This window comes from Bradyrhizobium barranii subsp. apii, assembly GCF_011516635.5.
In the GTDB taxonomy this organism is placed as follows: Bacteria; Pseudomonadota; Alphaproteobacteria; order Rhizobiales; family Xanthobacteraceae; genus Bradyrhizobium; species Bradyrhizobium barranii.
Genome location: NZ_CP096255.1, coordinates 2,699,089 through 2,719,081, shown reverse-complemented (window position 1 = coordinate 2,719,081; position 19,993 = coordinate 2,699,089). Strand labels below are relative to the sequence as shown.

Annotated in this window: 14 protein-coding genes and 1 pseudogene; 9 read left to right on the top strand and 6 right to left on the bottom strand. The window is 63.9% G+C overall.

Annotation, left to right across the window (positions count from 1 at the left end):
* Positions 1-82 precede the first annotated feature (82 nt).
* The 4 genes from HAP41_RS12945 to HAP41_RS12930 all read right to left on the bottom strand — a co-directional run bounded on the left by HAP41_RS12945 (position 83) and on the right by HAP41_RS12930 (position 6,095).
* Positions 83-1,723 carry a beta strand repeat-containing protein gene (locus HAP41_RS12945; protein ID WP_166101403.1) on the bottom strand — a complete coding sequence of 547 codons (1,641 nt, stop codon included), beginning with the start codon at positions 1,721-1,723 and terminating at the stop codon, positions 83-85.
* A gap of 62 nt (positions 1,724-1,785) precedes the next feature.
* Complete coding sequence (locus HAP41_RS12940) at positions 1,786-3,609, bottom strand: beta strand repeat-containing protein (RefSeq protein WP_166101410.1); 1,824 nt, start codon at positions 3,607-3,609, stop codon at positions 1,786-1,788.
* A gap of 173 nt (positions 3,610-3,782) precedes the next feature.
* Positions 3,783-5,345, bottom strand: coding sequence for a 2-isopropylmalate synthase (locus HAP41_RS12935; RefSeq protein ID WP_063981681.1), 1,563 nt, complete (start codon positions 5,343-5,345; stop codon positions 3,783-3,785).
* A 495-nt stretch (positions 5,346-5,840) separates the two neighbouring features.
* Positions 5,841-6,095, bottom strand: coding sequence for a hypothetical protein (locus HAP41_RS12930; RefSeq protein ID WP_166106051.1), 255 nt, complete (start codon positions 6,093-6,095; stop codon positions 5,841-5,843).
* A 262-nt stretch (positions 6,096-6,357) separates the two neighbouring features.
* Between HAP41_RS12930 and HAP41_RS12925 the strand changes: the two genes are divergently transcribed.
* Entirely contained in the window at positions 6,358-7,575 is a 1,218-nt protein-coding gene (locus tag HAP41_RS12925) for an SMP-30/gluconolactonase/LRE family protein (protein WP_135214161.1), read from the top strand.
* Between the two features lie 87 nt (positions 7,576-7,662).
* Here HAP41_RS12925 and HAP41_RS12920 read toward each other — a convergent pair whose 3' ends face one another.
* Complete coding sequence (locus HAP41_RS12920) at positions 7,663-9,552, bottom strand: peroxidase family protein (protein WP_166101425.1); 1,890 nt, start codon at positions 9,550-9,552, stop codon at positions 7,663-7,665.
* Positions 9,553-9,777: 225 nt separating this feature from the next.
* On the opposite strand from HAP41_RS12920, the gene HAP41_RS12915 reads away from it, so the two are divergent.
* The 8 genes from HAP41_RS12915 to HAP41_RS12880 all read left to right on the top strand — a co-directional run bounded on the left by HAP41_RS12915 (position 9,778) and on the right by HAP41_RS12880 (position 18,770).
* On the top strand, positions 9,778-10,878 hold the full coding sequence (locus tag HAP41_RS12915; protein WP_166101432.1) for an NAD(P)/FAD-dependent oxidoreductase: 1,101 nt from the start codon (positions 9,778-9,780) through the stop codon (positions 10,876-10,878).
* Between the two features lie 328 nt (positions 10,879-11,206).
* Positions 11,207-12,385, top strand: a complete 1,179-nt coding sequence (locus HAP41_RS12910) for an ABC transporter substrate-binding protein (RefSeq protein ID WP_224581039.1) — start codon at positions 11,207-11,209, stop codon at positions 12,383-12,385.
* A 102-nt stretch (positions 12,386-12,487) separates the two neighbouring features.
* Positions 12,488-13,363 (top strand): branched-chain amino acid ABC transporter permease, encoded by an 876-nt coding sequence (locus tag HAP41_RS12905; RefSeq protein WP_166101441.1) that lies wholly within the window; start codon positions 12,488-12,490, stop codon positions 13,361-13,363.
* A 1-nt stretch (position 13,364) separates the two neighbouring features.
* The gene (locus HAP41_RS12900; RefSeq protein WP_166101447.1) at positions 13,365-14,291 is read left to right on the top strand and encodes a branched-chain amino acid ABC transporter permease; all 927 of its coding nucleotides are present in this window, start codon (positions 13,365-13,367) and stop codon (positions 14,289-14,291) included.
* Complete coding sequence (locus HAP41_RS12895; protein ID WP_166101450.1) at positions 14,291-15,769, top strand: ATP-binding cassette domain-containing protein; 1,479 nt, start codon at positions 14,291-14,293, stop codon at positions 15,767-15,769. The genes HAP41_RS12900 and HAP41_RS12895 overlap by 1 nt, the downstream gene beginning before the upstream one ends.
* A 41-nt stretch (positions 15,770-15,810) precedes the next feature.
* Positions 15,811-17,046: an ABC transporter substrate-binding protein gene (locus HAP41_RS12890; protein WP_063981672.1), complete on the top strand. Its 1,236-nt coding sequence runs from the start codon at positions 15,811-15,813 to the stop codon at positions 17,044-17,046.
* A 188-nt stretch (positions 17,047-17,234) separates the two neighbouring features.
* Positions 17,235-18,284 carry a methyltransferase gene (locus HAP41_RS12885; protein ID WP_166101455.1) on the top strand — a complete coding sequence of 350 codons (1,050 nt, stop codon included), beginning with the start codon at positions 17,235-17,237 and terminating at the stop codon, positions 18,282-18,284.
* Between the two features lie 159 nt (positions 18,285-18,443).
* Positions 18,444-18,770 carry a twin-arginine translocation signal domain-containing protein gene (locus tag HAP41_RS12880; protein ID WP_224580870.1) on the top strand — a complete coding sequence of 109 codons (327 nt, stop codon included), beginning with the start codon at positions 18,444-18,446 and terminating at the stop codon, positions 18,768-18,770.
* A 192-nt stretch (positions 18,771-18,962) separates the two neighbouring features.
* Here the strand turns inward: HAP41_RS12880 and HAP41_RS12875 are convergent.
* Positions 18,963-19,992, bottom strand: a pseudogene (locus tag HAP41_RS12875) (IS110 family RNA-guided transposase).
* Position 19,993 lies beyond the last annotated feature (1 nt).

Below are 19,993 nucleotides of genomic sequence, written 5' to 3'. Positions count from 1 at the left end.
CCGGAGGGGAAATCTGCCGGACTGGCTCACGCTGGACGATGGCAGGGAAACCCTGCCATCGCCGCTGCCGCCTCTCGCAACCTCAGCCGTGCAGCGCCGGCGCGAGCTGGGCCTGCTGCGCGACCGCCGGATCGGTGATCAGGGTGCCGCCGTGCCCGTCCGAGGACAGCGCGAAATCGGCCGCGCTGTACTGACCGAGCAAGTGCAGCGTCGCGACGTGGGTGCCGTCGGAGACCGTCAGCGTGCCGCCGGTGTTGTCGCCATTCTGCGCATAGGCCATCGAGGTCAGACCGTCGCTGAACAGGATGTCGCCGAGATCGAGACTGTCATGGTCCTGCCAGCCGGAGATCGTTCCCGTGAAGGCCGACGCCTGGGCCAGGACCAGCGAGGCATTGGGACCGGCGAAGATCACATCGTCGATCGTGCCGCCCGCATGGACAAAGGCAAGCGCGCCCGAGCCGATCGTGGTGTCGTCAGCGCTGCCGCCGGCCTGCACGTACTGCGTGCCGGACAGGACCGTCGTGCCGATCGCGCTGCCATACACATATTGCACGCCGCCGTTGACGATGGTGGCGCTGGCGGCGCCCCAATCGACCTGGACTCCGCCGGCATTGATCGTGGTACCGGTCGCCGTGCCGTCGGCGTAGACGCTCTGCTGGCTGCCGGCGTTGACCGTCGTGATCGACGCGTTGCCGTGGAGAGACTGGAGGGCACCATTGCTGATCGTGGTCTGGACCACCGTGCCGCCATGGATCGTCGTGTCCGAGGCCGTGCCGCCGCTCTCGACGGCCTGCAGGCCCGAATTGATCGTCGTGAGGCTCGCCGAGCCGAACACGTACTGACCGCCGCCGCTGATCGTCGTGATGATCGTGAAGCCCCAATCGATCTGGATGCCGCCGGCATTGATGGTGGATCCGGTCGCACTGCCGTCGATGTAGACGTTCTGCTCACCCCCGGCATTGACGATGGTGTTGAAAGCATTGTTGTGAACGTGCTGGAAGCCGCCATTCGCGACCGTGGTCTGGATCGCAACGCCGAAGACGTTCTGGGTACCGCCGTCCACGGTGGTGTTGGTCGCGATACCACCGCCAAGGATATCCTGGTCGCCGCCGGCTTCGATCGTCGTGCCGTCGGCCGAGCCGCCAATCTGGATGTACTGATTGCCCGAGATCACGGAGTTCGAGGCCAGACCGAACACCAGCTGCGCGGCGCCCGCGGCAACCACCATTCCATTGGCCGAGCCCTCCAGCACGACCGCCGCGCCGCTCTCGACCTGGATGTCGGAATAGCCGGACGCATCCTTGATCCGCCAGACGCCGCTCTGGACGTCGAGCTTCTCGACATTGACGACGGTGCCAAGGAGCGAACCGGAGCCACTTCCCGACAGCACCAGCGTGTCGACGCCGTCGCCGCCGTCGATCGTGCCGGTGACGATCGAAGCAGTGGCGAGATTGATGCTGTCGTCGCCTGCGCCCATCGAGACGTCGCCGATGATGGAGCCGCTGTTGGTGAGCGTATCGTTGCCACCGTCGGTGGCGATGCTGCCGAAAATGCCGCCCGTGTTGGTAACGGTGTCGCCGAAGGTGCCGACGATCGAGATCGCCTCGCCGTTGTTGCCGCGGATCGTGCCGTCATTGATGATGGTCATGACGCCGAAGGCGCTACCGTCATTGCTGTCGTCCACGGTGATCGCGCGCTGATCGCTGATGATGAGGCCGCCCACCTCGTTGTGGACGAAGCCGCCGCCGATCGCGAGCGCCTCGTTGAGGCCGTTGGCGCCGCTGGTCAGGCCGACCGCTGCGATCGTCCCGAAATTGTCGATCGAGACCAGACCGTCGACATCGACGCCGCGGCGTCAGCACCGCCGACCGCCGTGCCGGTGATGGTGCCGCGGTTGGTCACTGTTGTCGTCGTGTTAGCCGCGCTGTCCATGTTGATGCCGGAGCCGCTGCGGCCGGTGATCGTGCCGTCATTGTTGACGGTGATCGGCTGGTCGCCGGTGATCGCGTGGCGGGCGCCGTCGATGATTCCGCCGGCGTAGTTGTTGACCACGCCGCCGGTGTTGACCGACTGGAAGTCGATCGCGTCGTTGCCGTCCGAGGCCGCCGAAGCGTTATGGCTGACGATCTGGCCGTAATTGTTGATGGTGGCGTTGGCGCCGGGCCGGATCGCGTCGGCATCGGCCGCCGAGATCATTCCGGTTGCCGCGTTGTTGATGACGGTATTGGCGCCGCTCGAATTGATGTCGTCGAGATCGAGCGCCTGGCCGGCATTGCTGCCGGTCCCCGTCGACGAGATCGTGCCCTCGTTGTTGACGGTGAAGGTGCCGCTCTTGCCCGAGACCAGGTTCGAGATCTTCACCGCATCCTTGGTCGCGGTGATGGTGGCGCCGGCCTTGTTGTTGATGGTGAGGCTGCCGCTGGTCGAACCGCTGGTGGCGATCGCGCGGCTGGTGCCGGTGATGGTGCCGGAATTGTCGACCAGCGCGCCGGGCGAGGTGCTGCCGCCGATCCAGGTGACCGGGGTCGAGCCCGACAGGGTCGCGCCGGCGAGGACGGTCAGATGATCGTTGTTCGCCAGCGTGATCGGGTTCGACGAGTTGCCGGAGACCAGGGTGCCGTCGTCATTGGCGATGGTGCCGGTCGCCGTCGCGGTGCCGATCGTAACCGCCGCGCCCGGATTGCTGGCGCTGGTGAGCGTGAGCGCAAAACTCTCGTCGGGCTCTGCGGTGGTGTCGCCAGAGATCGTGATGGTGATTGTCGCCGAGGACGCACCGTCGGCGAAGCTGCCGCTGAAGGTCGAGGCCGGCAGCGTGCCGCCGAAATCGGCCGCATCGGTGGTGCCAGCGGCGAAGCTGCCGGAGAAGCTGAGCACGCCGGTGGTGCCGCCGGTGCGCGCAATGGTGAAAGTCATGGTCTTGGTGCCGCTCTGCCCCTCGGCAACCGACACGCTCGGCGACGAGAACGAGATCGTCTGCGTGGCGGGCGCGGCCACGGTGAAGGCGGTGGTCGGGAACGGCGCGTCGGGCGTGGTGCCGTCGGTGCTCTGGTCGCCGCTGCCGTTCTGGGTGGCCCAGTTGGCGGTGTTGCCGATCGCGGCGAGGTAGTCGGCGAAGCTGGCGAAGCCCGAGCGCGGTCCGTTATAGCCGACGATGTCGAGGCCGCCGGTGAAGCTGACCGCGGTCTGGCCGGCAACGAGGCCGGTGCCGGTCAGCGTGCCGTCTGAGGTCGCATAGCCGACATTGGAGATCGCGGCGAGGAAGGTCGGCGCCGTCGAGGTGCCGACATAGGCGTAGACGACCTCGCTGTCGTTGGACAGGCCGGTATTGTTGGCGTTGGTGAAGGTGGCCGAGCCGGCGCTGGTGCCGAACGTGCCCTTGCCGATGTTGTTGATGTCGATGACGGTGCCGGCGGGAATCGCGCCGGTCGCGGTCCAGGCGATCGTGCTTTCGGCGTTGCTGCCGGTTGCGAAGGCGGAGCCGTTCCAGTTGCTGTCGGTGAAATTGATGACAGTGCCCTGCGGGATGTCGGTCAGGGCGACAAAGGACAAATTATCGTTGCCGTCACCGTTGAAACCGGTGAAGGCGATCGAACCAGCGGAAAGGGGCATTCCAAATTCTCCAGCAGCAAGGGCGCGCGACGCTGCCGGTTAATGGAATGTTAACATGACATGTTAATAACATATTTATTGCGATGCACCCCCACATGACGGGATCGTGTGCCAAACGAAAAACGCGGCGCCGAGGGCGCCGCGTTTGCCGATGAACTGGAGAGGATGAAGCGTCAGCTCGCCGCTGCCGTCGTCACCGTATCGCGCTGGCGCTTCATGACGATCTTGTTGAGCGCGCCGAGATAGGCCTTTGCCGAGGCCACCAGCGTATCCGGATCCGCTGCGCGTGCCGTCATGGAACGGCCGTCATGGGACAGCCGCACCGAGACTTCGGCCTGCGCGTCGGTGCCTTCGGTCACCGCATGGACCTGATACAGCTCGAGCTTTGCCTCATGCGGCACCAGCGCCTTGATGCAGTTGAACACCGCGTCGACCGGCCCGTTTCCTTCGGCCTCCTCGATCCTGATCTGGCCGTCGACGTCGAGCTTCATGGTCGCGCGCTGCGGGCCATGGGTGCCGGCGATCACGGTCAGCGAGGTCAGCTTGATGCGGTCGTGCGACGCCGCCATCTCCTCGTCGACCAGCGCCTCGATGTCCTCGTCGTAGATGTCCTTCTTGCGGTCGGCCAGTGCCTTCATCCGCGTGAACGCATCCTCCAGCTGGTTGGCGCCGAGCTTGTAGCCCATCTCCTCCAGCTTGTGCACGAAGGCGTGGCGGCCGGAATGCTTGCCGAGCACCAGCGACGACTGCTTCAACCCGACCATCTCGGGCCGCATGATCTCGTAGGTCGAGGCGTCCTTCAGCACGCCATCCTGATGGATGCCGCTCTCATGGGCGAAGGCGTTGCGGCCGACGATCGCCTTGTTGTACTGGACCGGGAACGAGGTTGCGGCCGACACGACCTTCGAGGCGCGCGTCAGCTGCGTGGTGTCGATCTTGTTCCACCACGGAAACACGTCGTTGCGGACGTTGATGGCCATCACGACTTCCTCGAGGGAAGCGTTGCCAGCCCGCTCGCCGATGCCGTTGACGGTGCACTCGATCTGCCGCGCGCCGCCGGCAATGCCGGCCAGCGAATTCGCCACGGCCATCCCGAGGTCGTTATGGCAATGAACCGAGAATACCGCCTTGTCGGAGTTCGGCACGCGCTCGATCAGCGTGCGCATGAAACGGGCATATTCCTCGGGCGTGGTGTAGCCGACGGTATCGGGGATATTGACGGTGGTCGCGCCGGCCTTGATCACGGCCTCGACGATGCGGCAGAGATAGTCCATCTCGCTGCGGGTGGCGTCCTCGGCCGACCATTCGACGTCGTCGATCTGGTTGCGGGCGCGGGTCACGTTGGCGATCGAGAGCTCCATCACCTGCTCCGGCGTCATGTTCAGCTTGACGCGCATGTGCAGCGGCGAGGTCGCGATCACGGTGTGGACGCGGCCGCGCCTGGCGAATTTCACCGCTTCGGCGCAGCGGTCGATGTCCTTCGGGTTGGCACGCGACAGGCCGGCGATCACCGAGTTCTTGGAGCGGCGGGCGATCTCGCTGACGGCCTGGAAGTCGCCTTCGGAGGTGATCGGGAAACCGGCCTCGATGACGTCGACGCCCATGTCGTCGAGCATCTCGGCGATCTCGATCTTCTCCTCGAACGTCATGGTGGCGCCGGGGCACTGCTCGCCGTCGCGCAGCGTGGTGTCGAAAATGATGACGCGGTCCTTATCGGACTTGTTCACGGGGGCCATTGCAAAATTCCTTTTGAGCTTTTTTGCGCCGTCAGTCTGCTGGGCGCTTGAGGTGTCCGGTGATCTCGACCACCCCCTGAGCGCCCAGGCGCATGGCGCCCAGCCGGCCCTCAGGGGCAAGTAAGAAGAAGGCCGCCAATCAGGAGGGTGGGCAGCAGCGCGGCCGGGATCGTGGCGGCGGCCAGAGCCACCTCCCCCGAAATCCCATCGATTTGGCCGCGAATCAGCATTGCCAGACCCTTTTGAGCCCTCAAATCCTCGGTCAAAACCGTTGACGGTTGGTTGCCGGGAGGCTCGATGCGCCGTTTCTAGACGAGAAATGGCAGCAACCGCAACGCCAAAAGATGGTCAGGAGGACTGACCTGCCGCCAGATCTGCAATGTGCGGCGCGACGACCGGTCCGTCATCGCACGGCTCATACGGCAAATCCGAATTACGTAGGCTGGAAGCGAGACCGGAGCGATATGCGGGAAGGTCGCCCGCGTTGCGGTCAGGCTATCCCGCGCGGCGGGCGCGCGCCCGGCTTTCCCAACGGTCCAGCATCTGGCCGAGCTCGCCGGTGGCAGCCGCGTTGGTGTTTGCGATCTCGTTGGTATTGGCAGGTGCAGCGGCGCGAAGCCAATCCGGCTCGGAATATTCGCGCCAGCGGCGGGCCTCCGCGCGTCGTTTGCGGGAGACGTGGTCGCGCGTGAAATAGCCGGCCGCAAACGCGATCGCGAGCAGTATGATCAGGACGACGACACCTAGCACCATGAGATCCGGCCTTCTTCCCCGGACGACGTTCTGCCAGCATCGCGGGCGAGGTCAAGGCTTGACAGGCCCTAAAACCGCGTCCGGTTAACCGCGCGGGACGAATTGTCGCCTTGCACGCCGCAATGCGGCGATGTTGCGGCGTTCTCGCGGCATCGCGCCGAGGATGCGTACCTGCCCCTCGCAACCGGCCGCGGACCGGACTAACCTTCGCCCGCTCGGCCGGATCAACCGGCCAGCCGAACATAACCGGGAGGACGCGATGAAACGCCCAGAGCAGCGTGACCAGGATGCTGCGCTTTCACGACGAACACTCGTGCGGGGACTTGCGCTCGGCGCTGCGGCGACCGTAGCCGGCCCCGCGCTGGCCCAGACCGGACCTGCCGCACCGCCAACGACGATCACCACCCCGCCGCGCGATTTCGGCCCCAACGGCGCGCCGACGACTTATTTCTCGGACCCCGACATCATCACCGTCGATCCGTCCTTCGACGATCTGGCGCAGCCCAACACCGCGATCAAGCGCCTCTACACCGGACTGTTGTGGGCCGAAGGCCCGGCCTGGAGCGCGCAGGGCCGGTATCTGTTGTGGAGCGACATCCCCAACAACCGGCAGATGCGCTGGACCGAGGACGACGGCCGCGTCAGCGTGTTCCGCACGCCCTCCAACAATTCCAACGGCAACTCGTTCGACTTCCAGGGCCGGCAGCTTTCCTGCGAACATCTGACCCGGCGGGTCACGCGGTACGAACATGACGGCACGGCCACGGTGCTCGCGGACTCCTATCAGGGCAAGCGCCTGAACTCGCCGAACGACGTCGCCGCGCATCCCGACGGCAGCTACTGGTTCACCGACCCGCCCTATGGCGGCCAGCTCTATGAAGGCGAGCCCGACGTGGCGGGCGGCCCGAGCAATGCAGGCGGCAAGCTCAATCCGCGGATCGGACAGCCGGCCGGCTTCGTGCCGGGCAAGCGCGAGCTGCCGACCAACTGCTATCGCATCGATCCAAGTGGCCGCATCGACCTCGTCGTCACCGAGGACCAGGTGCCCGATCCCAACGGCCTGTGCTTCTCACCGGACTACAAGAAGCTCTACGTCGCCTCGACCGGCAAGGGACCGGGTGACACCGGGCCCGGCGGCAAGGGCGAGATCTTCGTGTTCGACGTCGGCGCCGACAACAAGCTCTCCAATGGAAAGAAGTTCAGCGACTGCGTGATCGACGGGGTGAAGTGCGGGCCCGACGGCCTGCGCTGCGACGTCAACGGCAATGTCTGGTCCTCCAGCAACGCCGGGCGCGCCGTCGGCTACAGCGGTGTGACGGTGTGGTCGCCGGCGGGCAAGCTGCTCGGCCGCATCCGCCTGCCGGAAGTGTGCGGCAACGTCTGCTTCGGCGGCCCCAAGCGCAACCGCCTGTTCATGGCCGCGAGCCAGTCGCTCTACGCGGTGTATACGGCGACGCAAGGCGCCGGCCCAGGCTGACGCGGGACGAGCAGGATCACGACACGGCGCCGGCGTGCCCCGCCGGCGCCGAATGATGCTGTATTGCTCGTTTGAAGCGACCCAGCATTATCCCCATTCGTGAAGATGCATCTCATGCTGCTTTACGCCCAGCAGGTCGATGGTCTCGGAGCCGACCTGCAACAGCGTTCCGCCATGATGGTCAGATGATTTCGTGACGTGAACGTCGTTCGAAAATTGCAGTTTGTCCTGTTTGGGATCGAAGTCGGTGATGACCGCGGTGTTGTGCTTACCTGCGAGAACACCAAGGTCGAATTCGAATGTGTCGGCACCGGCACCTCCGGTCATGGTCATGCGGCCGGCCGCGGCGACCAGCGTGTCATCCAGATCTCCGCCGGTCAGGGTATCCCTGCCGGGAGATCCGACCACAAGCTGCGCCATGCCTGCTGCAGCGCCTTCTCCGGTCGGGTCTACGCCACCCAGCGTGCCGCTGTGCCGCTCGGTGGCGACGAAGGCATCGCTCTGCATCGCAGTGGTATCGGTGTCGCGCAGAATGAGGTCCGACAGCGTGGTGTTCTTTATCTCATTCAGGGTCTGCTTATCGAAGCCCTGGTTCTCGAAGTAGTAGCGATCGCCATCGCGCAAAGCGGCGAACTGGTCGGCGATGATTATGACGAAGGTGGGCCCGATGACGGCTCCTGACGCATGATCCTCGGCCAATCCACCGGCCCACAAATCGACGGCATCGATCGAACCATAGGCTTTCTCGAACGCTGCTGCCGTCGCCGGATCAGAGCTGAGCTGATCGAAGCTGGTGTAAGGCGCAAGCCCCAGCGCCTCCCGGGTTTGGTTCAGTGTACCCAGCCCAAGATCATGGCCGCGTTGGATATTGATCGCTGCCAGATCCATGCCGTCCGGAGGATCGAACAGGAGGTTTCGCAAGCCATCGACAATGTGAGCGTCCAGCGGGTTGGCCAGGTCCCCCGACAGATGCCGCAGCAGGCCATCCGCACCAGTCGCCTTGAAAGTCGCCGTGTCTTCGAAGAACGATTGCGCCAGCGTCTGCTCCGACGTAAAGGCACCCAGATTGCTGGTCGCACTGATCTCGTCGGAGACGATGGAGTGACCGAAGCGAAAGGCCGCACCGGCAAACTCTTCGGTGATCCGCGCGTCCGCCGTGCGGTCATAGCCTTGGTACGGCTTGATGGCGTCCTCGCCCAACAGATGCGGCAGGAACTCGTTGTAGGTGATGTTGACCATCTCGGCCGTGGTGATGGCCTTGGCCGTCTGGTATAGCTTGTCGCCGCTCCAGTTCGGATGGTCCTCGTGCAGTCGATCGACCTGGTAATTTTGCTCGCGCACAAACAAGACTTGCAAGGCGGTCAGGTCGGGATTCTCCTGCGCCCGGACGTCACCGGCCGCAAAGACGTTGCCGTGCTCGGTCTCGACGATCGGGAGATTGTCTCCCGCCGACACCTTCATATGGCCGTCGGCCGTTCGCAGGCTCGCTGCGGTGGCGGCGTCGGAACCGTAGATCTGCGATCCGTCCAGCCAACCCGTCACCGTATTGATCGCGGCTGCCGGATGCCCGGTGACCCCCGTCGCAGGATCGATCGCCACCCGCGTCAACGCGATCATGCTGCCGGGCGGCAGAAACTCATCATCAGCCGGGACCTTGATCGAGATATCATCCGTGCCTGTGCCCTCCTTCTGCAGATCCAGATCGTGATCGATGAACTGGCCCCACGCATACATCATGCCTGACAGCGCGACGCCGGCGTCATCCACCAGATGCGGGCCTTCCTCGCCATCGCCAATATCCGTCTGCGCCACGACAATGTTGCTGATCTCGCGCGGATTCGGACCTGGCGTCATTTCATTGACCCCATCGACGAAATTTGCCGGCCGCAGCCGAGCAAAGTCGGTGTCGGCCTGGTTCAAGGTGGGATCCGCACGATTGTTGTTGGAGCCGTCGATGCTGCGGAATCTGAGCGCCATGGTTTACCCTCCCCGTAGAGTGTCCGCCCCAGCGCCTGCTCCATTGGCCGCTTGCGGCATGACGCTTTTGTGATTCTTTATGACGCTCGCATGATCGTTGAGTGACGACATTCGATATACGACAGAATTGCACCTCTAGCGGCGAAGCGGCAATCTTGGCCTGAACGATCGTGCCGAACAGGCGATGTTGCGCACATCAGCGCAGCACTATCCAAGGAACAAGCCATGCGCGTTGTGATCTGCGGCGGCGGCGTGATCGGGGCCTGCACCGCTTATTTCCTGCGGCGCCACGGCATCGAGGTCATCGTGGTCGAACGGACCGAGGTCGCGGCCGCCGCCTCCGGCAAGGCCGGCGGCTTTCTGGCGCGTGACTGGTGCGCCGGCTTGCCGCTCGACGCACTCGCGCGGCGAAGCTTTGCGCTTCACGCGCAGTTGGCGCAGGAGATCGCCGGCGATTGGGGTTATCGCCCGATGACCGCGTATAGCGGCTTTGTTGCGTCCGACGGGGATCCGCGCCGGAATGCACCATCCGCGCTCGGCTGGCTCGCCAACGGCGTCGTCATCGCGCAGCGCATCGGTACGACTGAGACGACTGCGATCGTTCATCCCCGCAAATTTACGTCGGCCGTGATGAACGCGGCAGTCGCGCAAGGCGCCGAGCTTCGCATCGGCCGCATCACGGGCATCGTGCGCGACGCGAATGGGACGACCGCGAAGGGTGTCGAGGTCGAAGGCGGCCTCGTTGAGGCGGATGCCGTCGTGATCGCGATGGGGCCATGGTCATTGCTCGCCGCGCAATGGATGCGCTTGCCCGCTGTCTATGGCCAGCGCAGCCCGAGCATCGTGTACGACGTCGGCACCCACGTGCCGGCCGATGCGTTGTTCCTGGAGTATGACGAGGACGGCAGCGTCGTCTCGATCGAAGTCTTTCCACGCGCCGACGGCAGCACGCATATCACCGCACTCTCGGACATCGCGCCGCTGCCGCTCGATCCGGCGGCCGTAACGCCGGACGTCGATGCGATCGCGCGCCTGCAAATCATGTGCGAACGGCTGTCGCCACTGTTTCGTCCCGAAAAGATCATCTCGCAGCAGGCCTGCTTTCGACCGGTGACTGAGGACGGCCTGCCGTTGATCGGCAAGATGCCGCAGAGCGAAGGCCTCTATGTTGCGACCGGGCACAATGTCTGGGGCATCCTCAATGCGCCCGCCACCGGCGAAGCGCTGGCGCAGCTGATCGCCAAGGATGCGACGCGTGTAGACTTGTCGCCATTCGATCCGGCCCGATTGAGGCCGCTCGATCCATCACTGCTGCAAGCGCGCTGAACCGGCATCGGTGCTCGTCTTGTAGGCTACTGCACGCTCCAAGGCTTCGACTCCAAGGCTTCGACGCTCACGCATGCCCGCCGACAGAATCTGCATGCCTGCGCGCGTCATGAGTGTCTCGCACCTATCCTGCCCGCAATTTGCGCAGCGCTAGACTTTAGTCCGTCTCTCCCAATCCTGAACGCGGTTTCACTTGCCGAGAATGCCGTCGCCGTTATAGTTGCGACATAATGGCTCGCAAGAGGCCTGTTCAAAGGGAGAGAACAACATGAAAAAACGACTCTCTGTTGCATTGCGAATAGCGCTCGGTGCGGCCGCGACAGGCGCGATGATGGCAGCGTCAGGCGCGGCACTTGCAGCCGATCCCCTCAGGATCGGCGTGATCGCGGAAGCGCAGGCGATTGCCGGCGCCTCCATTCCACAGGCGGCGCAGCTTGCCGCCGACGAGATCAACGCCAATGGCGGCGTCGACGGCCGCAAGATCGAGATCATCTCTTACGACAATCACTCCTCGTCGGCGGATTCAGTGCGTGCGTTCCAGCGCGCGGTGAACGAGGACAAGGTCAACGCGGTCATCGCCAGCTATATCAGCGAGGTGGCGCTGGAGCCCTGGGCCTCACGGCTGAAGACGCCGTTCGTCACGCCGGGTGCCGCCTCCAACGAGATCAGCAAGAGCGTCCACGCCGATTACGAGAAGAACAAGTACACCTTCCACGGCTATCTGACCTCCGCCGCGCTGGCGCTCTCGGTCTGCGACGGCGCCAAGGACCTGCTCGTCGACAGGATGCACATGAAGACCGCGGTCATCATGAGCGAGGACGCCGCCTGGACCAAGCCGCTCGACGTCGGCTACGAGGAATGCCTGCCCAAGATCGGGCTGAAGGTGCTCGACCACATCCGCTTCTCGCCCGATACGACCGACTTCACGCCGATCTTCAACAAGATCGAGGGCTCCAAGCCCGATGTGATCATCACCGGCATCTCCCATGTGGGCGTGCAGCCGACGGTGCAGTGGAAGAACCAGCAGGTGCCGATCCCGATGTTCGGCATCTCCTCGCAGGCAACCAACGAGACCTTCGGCAAGGACACCAACCAGGCGGCCGAAGGCGTGCTCTATCAGGGCGTCTCCGGGCCAGGCGTCGCGGTGACGCCGAAATCGGTGCCGTTCGCGGAGAACTTCAAGAAGAAGTTCGGCAATTATCCCTCCTATGCCGGCTACACCGCCTATGACGAGGTCTACTACATCGCCGACGCGGTGAAGCGCGCCGGCTCGACCGACGCCGACAAGCTCGTCGCCGCGCTGGAGAAGACCGACTGGGAAGGCACGATCGGCCGCGTCCAGTTCTACGGCAAGGACGATCCGTTCACCCACTCGATCAAATATGGCAAGGGCCTGATCACCGGGCTGATGCTGCAATGGCAGGACGGCAAGCAGAGCGCGGTCTGGCCCAAGGACGTCGCCAAGGTCGACGTCAAGTTCCCGAGCTTCATCAAGCTCAGCAACTAGCAGGACATGCTCCCGGGACCACCTCCCGGGAGCTTCCACATGCGGCTCTCCGCAGCACCTTTCCTCAAAGCGGCAGCTCGGCTGCCACCCGGCCAATCATAGATGCGAGCTTTCCAGATATTGATCGATGGCTTTGCCATCAGCGCTCTCTACGCTCTCGGTGCCACCGGCTTCACCCTGATCTTCGGCGTCTCCGGCGTGCTCAACCTCTCCCACGGTGCCATCATGGTGGCCGCAGCGGTGGCGGCCTGGGCCGCTGCCAGCATCCTCAACGTCGGCACCTATGCCGGTGCGCTGGTCGGGGTCGCCGTCGCCCTCCTCACCGCCTTTGCGACCTATTTCGCGGTGGTGAAGCCCATTCAGGACTCCCGGCGCATCCCCAATGAGGAGAAGGAGATCTTCGTCCTCACGGGAACGCTGCTCTGGGGCATCATGATCCAGGAGCTGATCGCCTATTTCTTCACCAACAACGCCAAGACCGTGCTGCCGATCGTCGAGGGCGTGGTCGAGATCCTCGGCGTCCGTACGCCGAAGAACGAGATCTTCACCGCCATCGTGTGCTGCCTCGTGATCGCACTGCTGTGGTTGCTGGTGAATCGCACCCGCACCGGCAAGGCGGTGCTGGCGGCGTCGATGAACCCGCGCGGCGTGACGCTACTCGGCCTCGAGCTCACCAACATCTACATCGTGGTGTGGGGAATCTACGGGATCCTCGCCGGCATCGCCGGCGTGCTGCTCGGGATGTTTCTGGGCGTCAGCTCCTACAGCGTCGGCCCCCTGACCGCGAGCGCGTTCTCGATCGTGGTGCTCGGCGGCCTCGGCAGCGTCTCCGGCTCGCTGATCGCGGCCTTCGTGGTCGGCTATCTCGAGACGCTGACGGCCTACCTGGTCTCGCCGGCCTACCGCACCATTCCGGCGCTGCTGCTGCTCGTGTTCGTGATGTATATCCGGCCCCAGGGCCTTCTGGGGAGGCGCTGAGATGTCCACCTTCTTCACCTCCCGCCTGTTCTTCATCTCGGTCGCACTCGTCATCGTCGCGGCGACGCTGCCGCTCTACGTCTCCGGCTACGTACTCGGCCTGCTCACCGTCGCGTTCTATTTCGGCGTGTTCGCGATGGCCTGGGACCTGCTGTTCGGCTTCGCGGGCGAGGTCAATTTCGGGCCCACTTTCCTGATCGGCGTCGGCGCCTACACCGCCGGCATTCTCAACGCACAGTTCGGCTGGTCGGTCTATCTCTGCATCGTGCTGGGGGCGCTGGCCTCCGTCATCGCCGGCCTCGTGCTGGCGTTGCCGGCTTTGCGCGTGCGCGGGCCGTATTTCGGCCTGACCACGCTGGTCGCGGTGTTGATGTTGCAGAATTTCATCGTGGTGTTCGCCGATCTCACCGGCGGCGAGATCGGCCTGACCATCCCCGACGTCATCACCATCAACGCCGGCGCCAATTACTGGATCGCGCTCGGCTTCATGACGATCTCGGCGGCGATCCTCTACGGCCTGTCGCAATCCCCGATTGGCCTCGTGCTCCAGGCCAGCGGCCAGGATCCGGTGCAGGCCGGCGCGCTCGGCTTCAACATCATCAAGCACAAGCTTGCCGCCTTCATCGTCAGCGCGTTCTTCTCTGGTTTATCCGGAGCGCTGCTGGTGTTCTATTTCGGCACCGCCTCGGTCGGCACCGTCGTCGACGTCGCGGTCGGTGTGAACGTGATCGTCTCGGCCGTGCTCGGCGGCCGGCGCACCGTGCTTGGCGCCGCGCTCGGCGCGATCTTCCTGATCGTCGCCGGCGAATTCTTAAGGCCAACTGGCGAGCTCGCGACCTTCATCGTCTCGGCGGTTGCCTTGCTCGTCGTGCTGTTCTTCCCCGGCGGCTTCCTCGGAGCGGCCCTCTCGCGTGAGGCGCGTTCGTGATGGATATGATCGCAAACCGGGCCGTGCTCGACGTCCGCGGCCTGACAAAACGCTTTGGTGGATTGACGGCGGTGAAGAACCTCGGCTTCCAGGTGAACGCCGGCGAGATCTTCGGCCTGATCGGGCCGAACGGCTCCGGCAAGTCGACCGCGATGAAGAGCGTGATGGGCATCGAACGCCCGACATCGGGCGAGGTCATCTTCGAGGGCGAGAACGTCGCCGGCCTGCCCGCGCACAAGATCGCGCGCAAAGGCTTTGGCATGGTGTTCCAGCACTCGCGGCCGCTGAACCGGCAGACAGTGCTGGAGAACATCATGGTCGCGCTGCTGCCGGACAGCCTGTTCATGCTGTTCCCGGACAAGGCGCTGGTCGAGCGCGCCAAATGGATCGCCGACCGCGTCGGGTTGGGCAGCGTGATGAACCGCCGACCGCCGACGCTGCCTTTCGCCGACCTCCGCCGGCTGGAGCTTGCGAAAGCGATCGCGCGTGACCCAAAAGTCGTGCTGGTGGACGAGCCCTTTGCCGGGCTGACGCGGGCGGAGGTCGACGTCTTCTCCGACCTGATCCGCAGCTTTCGCGACGAGGGCCGCGCCGTGATGCTGGTCGACCACAACGTCAAGAGCGTCGCCGCGCTGGTCGACCGCGTGCTCGCGATGTATCTCGGCGAGGAGATCGTCACCGGCAAGGCCGACGACGTCATGAAGAACGAGACGGTGCGCCGGGTCTATCTCGGCGGCGCCATCGAGACCCATGCGCGGCCCGAGACCAGCTTCAAGGACAAGGTGCCGCTGCTCCAGGTCGAGAATGTCAGCGTGTTCTACGGCAAGGCGCAGGCGCTGGAGAACGTCTCAATCCACGTCCACGAGGGCGAGTTCGTCTCCGTCGTCGGCCTCAACGGCGCCGGCAAGACCACGCTGTTCAACACCATCTCCGGCTTCCTGCCCTATAGCGGCGAGATCGTGCGCGGCGGCGACAGACTGCGCGGCACGAGCCCGGCGAAGATCGCGCGCAGTGGCCTCGTGCAATGCCCGGAATCGCGCGAGCTGTTCGGCGAGATGAGCGTGCGCGAAAACCTCGATCTCGGCGGCCAGCATCTCTCCGACGACAAGCGCGCCGCGCAGCTCGCCTGGCTGTTCGAGCTGTTCCCGATCCTGAAGGAGCGTCAGGGCCAGATGGCACAAACGCTCTCCGGCGGCGAGCAGCAGATGCTCGCGATCGGCCGCGCGTTGATGATGCAGCCGCAGATCCTGATCCTGGACGAGCCGACGCTGGGCCTCGCTCCCGTCATCCTCGAGCAATTGTCCAAGGCGCTGACGAAGCTGCGGCAGACCACCGCGATCACGGTGCTGCTCGGCGAGCAGAACGTCACCTTCGCGCTGCCGCATGCCGACCGCGTCTATGTGCTGGAGCACGCCCGCATCGTCTGGGAGGGCGATCCCGGCCGCTTCGCGAGCGAAGCCGGCGCCGATTTTCTTTAAGTCCGTCAACATCAATAAAAAACATAGAAAGGGAAACGACCATGCGACCTTCAATCCTCGGCAGCAGCCTCCTCACCTCCGCGCTGGCGCTGTGCCTCGCCGCCCCCGCCTACGCGCAGTCGAACGATCCGATCAAGATCGGTGTCATCGCCGAAGTGCAGTCGATCGCGGGCGCTGCGACCCCGGGCGGCGCGCAGATCGCTGCCGACGAGATTAACGCCAAGGGCGGCATTCTCGGCCGCAAGGTCGAGATCGTCACCTATGACAACAAGAGCTCGTCGGCCGACTCGGTGCGAGCCTTCCAGCGCGCGGTGAGCGAGGACAAGGTGTCGGCCGTGATCGCTAGCTATATCAGCGAGGTCGTGCTGGCGCTCGAACCCTGGGCGGCGCGGCTGAAGATGCCGCTGATCACGCCGGGCGCCGCCTCGAACGAGATCACCAAGGCGATCCACAACGACTACGAGAAGAACAAGTACACTTTCCACGGCTATCTGACGTCGGCGGCGCAAGCCCAGCTCGTCTGTGATGCCGCCAAGGATCTGCTGGTCGACAAGCTCAAGTTCAAGACCGTCGCGATCATGAGCGAGGACGCCGCCTGGACGAAGCCGCTCGACGTCGGCTACGAGGCCTGCCTGCCCAAGGCGGGCCTGAAGGTCGTGGAGCATGTGCGCTTCTCGCCCGATACCACCGACTTCACGCCGATCTTCAACAACATCGAGGGCAAGAAGCCTGACGTGATCGTGACCGGCATCTCGCATGTCGGCGTGCAGCCGACGGTGCAGTGGAAGAACCAGCAGGTGCCGATCCCGATGTTCGGCATCAGCGCGCAGGCGCTGAGCCCGACCTTCTGGAAGGACACCAATGGCGCCGCCGACGGCGTGCCGTCGCTCGCGGTGGCGACGCCCGATGTCGCCGTGACCGCCAAGACGAAGCCGTTCGCGGCCGCCTTCAAGGCCAAGTTCGGCACGCCGCCGGCCTATACCGGCTACACCGCCTATGACGAGGTCTACTTCATCACCGAAGCGATCAAGCGCGCGGGCTCGACCGATCCCGACAAGATGGTCGCTGAACTGGAGAAGACCGACTACGAGGGCACGATCGGCCGCATCCAGTTCTACGGCAAGGACGACGAGTTCACCCACGGCATCAAGTCCGGTCCCACGACCGTGTCCGGCCTCGTCTTCCAGTGGCAGGACAGCAAGCAGGTCGTGGTCTGGCCCGAGAAGATCGCGGAAGGCAAGCTGAAGTTTCCAGCCTTCGTGAAGCTGTCGCAGTAACCGGCTCGTCCCGGCATCAGGCCCACCGCTCGTTCGCGAGCGGTGGGCTTTTTCTTTGTTCTTCAAGAATCTTTGTCCTTCAGGAAACATGCTGCGCCGCGGCCGGCCCGTAGCGACCTTGGGTCACGTTGACGTTTTGCCGCAACCTCCGCCATGTACCCCGCCGGTGATGAAGCGGAGCATCTCAGATGGACGCAGGCATCTCTCCCGGACAATCTCCCGCACCTCAAGATTTCGCCCAGATCTTCAGGCTGATCGGTGGGTACCGCATTTCGCAGGCCCTGCGCGTTGCCGTCGAGCTTGGCATTCCGGATCACCTGGCGGCAGGCCCGCGCCATTGCGACGATCTGGCGACAACGACCGGGAGCCATGCTCCGACCCTTTACCGGCTGCTTCGCTTCCTGGCCGGTGCCGGCCTGCTCGACGAGACGTCTCCAAGGCAATTTGCGCTGACACCGCTTGGGTCTACCCTCCGCGCCGATATCCCGGCTTCGATCTGTCCTGTGGTGCGGCTATGGCTCAGCGAGTCGCACTGGCAATCCTGGAGTCATCTTCTGCACGCCGTACAGACCGGCCAGCATGCCTTCGATCACGCACACGGGACGGGGGTCTTCGACTATTTGCGCGAGGACGCAGAGCTCTCCGCGATTTTCAACGCGACGATGACAACCAGCTCCGCCCGGTTGGCCACCGCGCTTCTCAAGCACTACGATTTTCACGGGATCGGCCGCATCGTCGACATAGGCGGCGGACATGGCTTCACGCTCACAACGATTCTGGCCAACCACCCGACCATGCAAGGCGTGCTGTTCGACCTTCCCGATGTCGTAGCCGGCGCGTCTCTGGAGGCGATTGGAGGCACGAACCGATGTGAGATCATCGGCGGGAGCTTCTTCGAAACCGTTCCAGCAGACGCAGACGCCTACATCCTGAAGCAGATCATCCATGACTGGGACGACGATCAATCGCTGGCGATCCTGCGAAATGTTCGCGCGGCAATGCCAGGACATGCTCGGGTTCTGCTGATCGAACGACGGATCGAGCCAGATCATCGCGACGCCATGCGCGTGCTCCATATCGACATGGAGATGCTGGTCAATGTTTCCGGCATGGAGCGCACCGACGCCGAATATCGATCCCTGCTGGAGCAGGCCGGATTCCGATTGGCGAGGGTGGTGCCGTTGCTCGACGGCGCAGGCTTTGCGGTATTCGAGGCCATGCGCTCCGACACGAACTGAGATCGGGCAGATCGCTCGATGCAGTCCGTCTTCGCAGTTGCGTTCTGCGCCATGACCCGCCTATCGACCTTTCGCCATGTTGACTTTCCATCGTCCCGCTCCCCATAATTCGTAAAAAAAACAAGACCAATCAACAGACGGGTTCTGAGGGAGGATAGGATGCCGACTTCACGCAGGCAGTTGCTGAAGAGCTCGGCGGCTGCCGCCGCCGCACTCAGCCTCGATTGGACCCGGGCCCAGGCGCAAGCCGAGAATTTGCGCATCGGCCTGATCTACGACCTCACCGGCCCGTTCGCGGCGGGCGGCTCGGTCGCCTCGTCAATCGGCCCTTTAATTGCGGTTTGTTGTCAAGCTTACATTTCTGAACTCGCCCACGGCACGGAGGTAGTGCTCGCGCCGTCGGAGCTGGTCCGGGTTGCGGAGACGGCGCGGGCGCGGCTGATACGTGCTTTGCCGGCCAGGCATTGGATCGCCGGGGCTGGTTGATGTCTTCGCTGGGGTCACGGTCCTTTCCGAGGTCGCGCAGCGCCTCATGATGATGTCCGGGTCGGGCGCCTCAACGTTTGCAGCGGAGTGCGGACGAGCCGCCACCAGCCGATTGACCGAGGTCGCCACAACACCGTCCCAGCGGGACATCGCCAGTCCGGCAGCCCGGACCAGGAACTTTACAAGATCGGATCAGGCTTCCTTCGCCTGGCCCCAGTCGAACGATGTGCCGTCGACCCAGATACAGTGAAGAACGATGGCGATTTTGCGCGCGATGGCGACCTTTGCCTTTCGCATGCCAATCCGATTGGCGAGCTTCATGCCCCAAGCCTTGAGAGAGGACCATTTCTTCGTTCGATAAAGCAGGACGGTCGCCGCCTCGTACAGGTACGTTCGGAGAAGACGGTCGCCCCATCGTGATATCTTGCCATTGATGTCAGTTTCACCAGACTGGTTTCGTCGGGGCGTAAGACCCAGATAGGCGCCGACGCTTGATGCCGATCGGAAGCGCGATGGGTCGTCGATCGTATGGCGGAAGGCCAAGGCGGTCACCACGCCGACACCAGGAACCGTCATCAGGCGGCGCGTCGTCTCATCCGACTTCGCCAACTGGCGGACTTCGTCGTCGAACTTGCTTTGCTGCTTGCAGATCTGCTCATGGATCGACAGAAGCGGCGCGATCACACCGAGGAGTTGATGATCTTCGCCCAATAGCTCGCAGACCTGATTGCGAAACTTCAGTCCGATCGCGCGTGGGAAGAGCAAGCCGTATTCTTTGATTAGACTGCGGACCTGGTTCTCGATATCTCGACGAATGGCCACGAGCCGAGATCTCGCGATGAGTATCGCGCGGATCTTCTGACTTTCCTCACTCTTGACTTTGACTTCTCGATACCAGCCAACCCGCACCAATTCGGCCAGACCTCGAGCATCATTCCGATCGCTCTTGTTCATGCGTACGGACAAAGCCGCGTGGGCATGCCGCGCGTCGATGCAGACCACCGGAAGATCAACCCTACGAAGTTCATGCCATAGCCAACTCGCCATCGCCCCGGTCTCAAATCCGATGCGCTCCGCCTGTGGCGCCCGCTTGCGAAGCAGTGCCGTGAGCGCCCCCGGGGTCGGACTTGGCCTTTCCCTCGAACAAGACCTGACCCACTTCGTCGACCACACATACTGACGTTTCTCTTTGCGAGACATCCAGCCCAACATATTGCTTCATA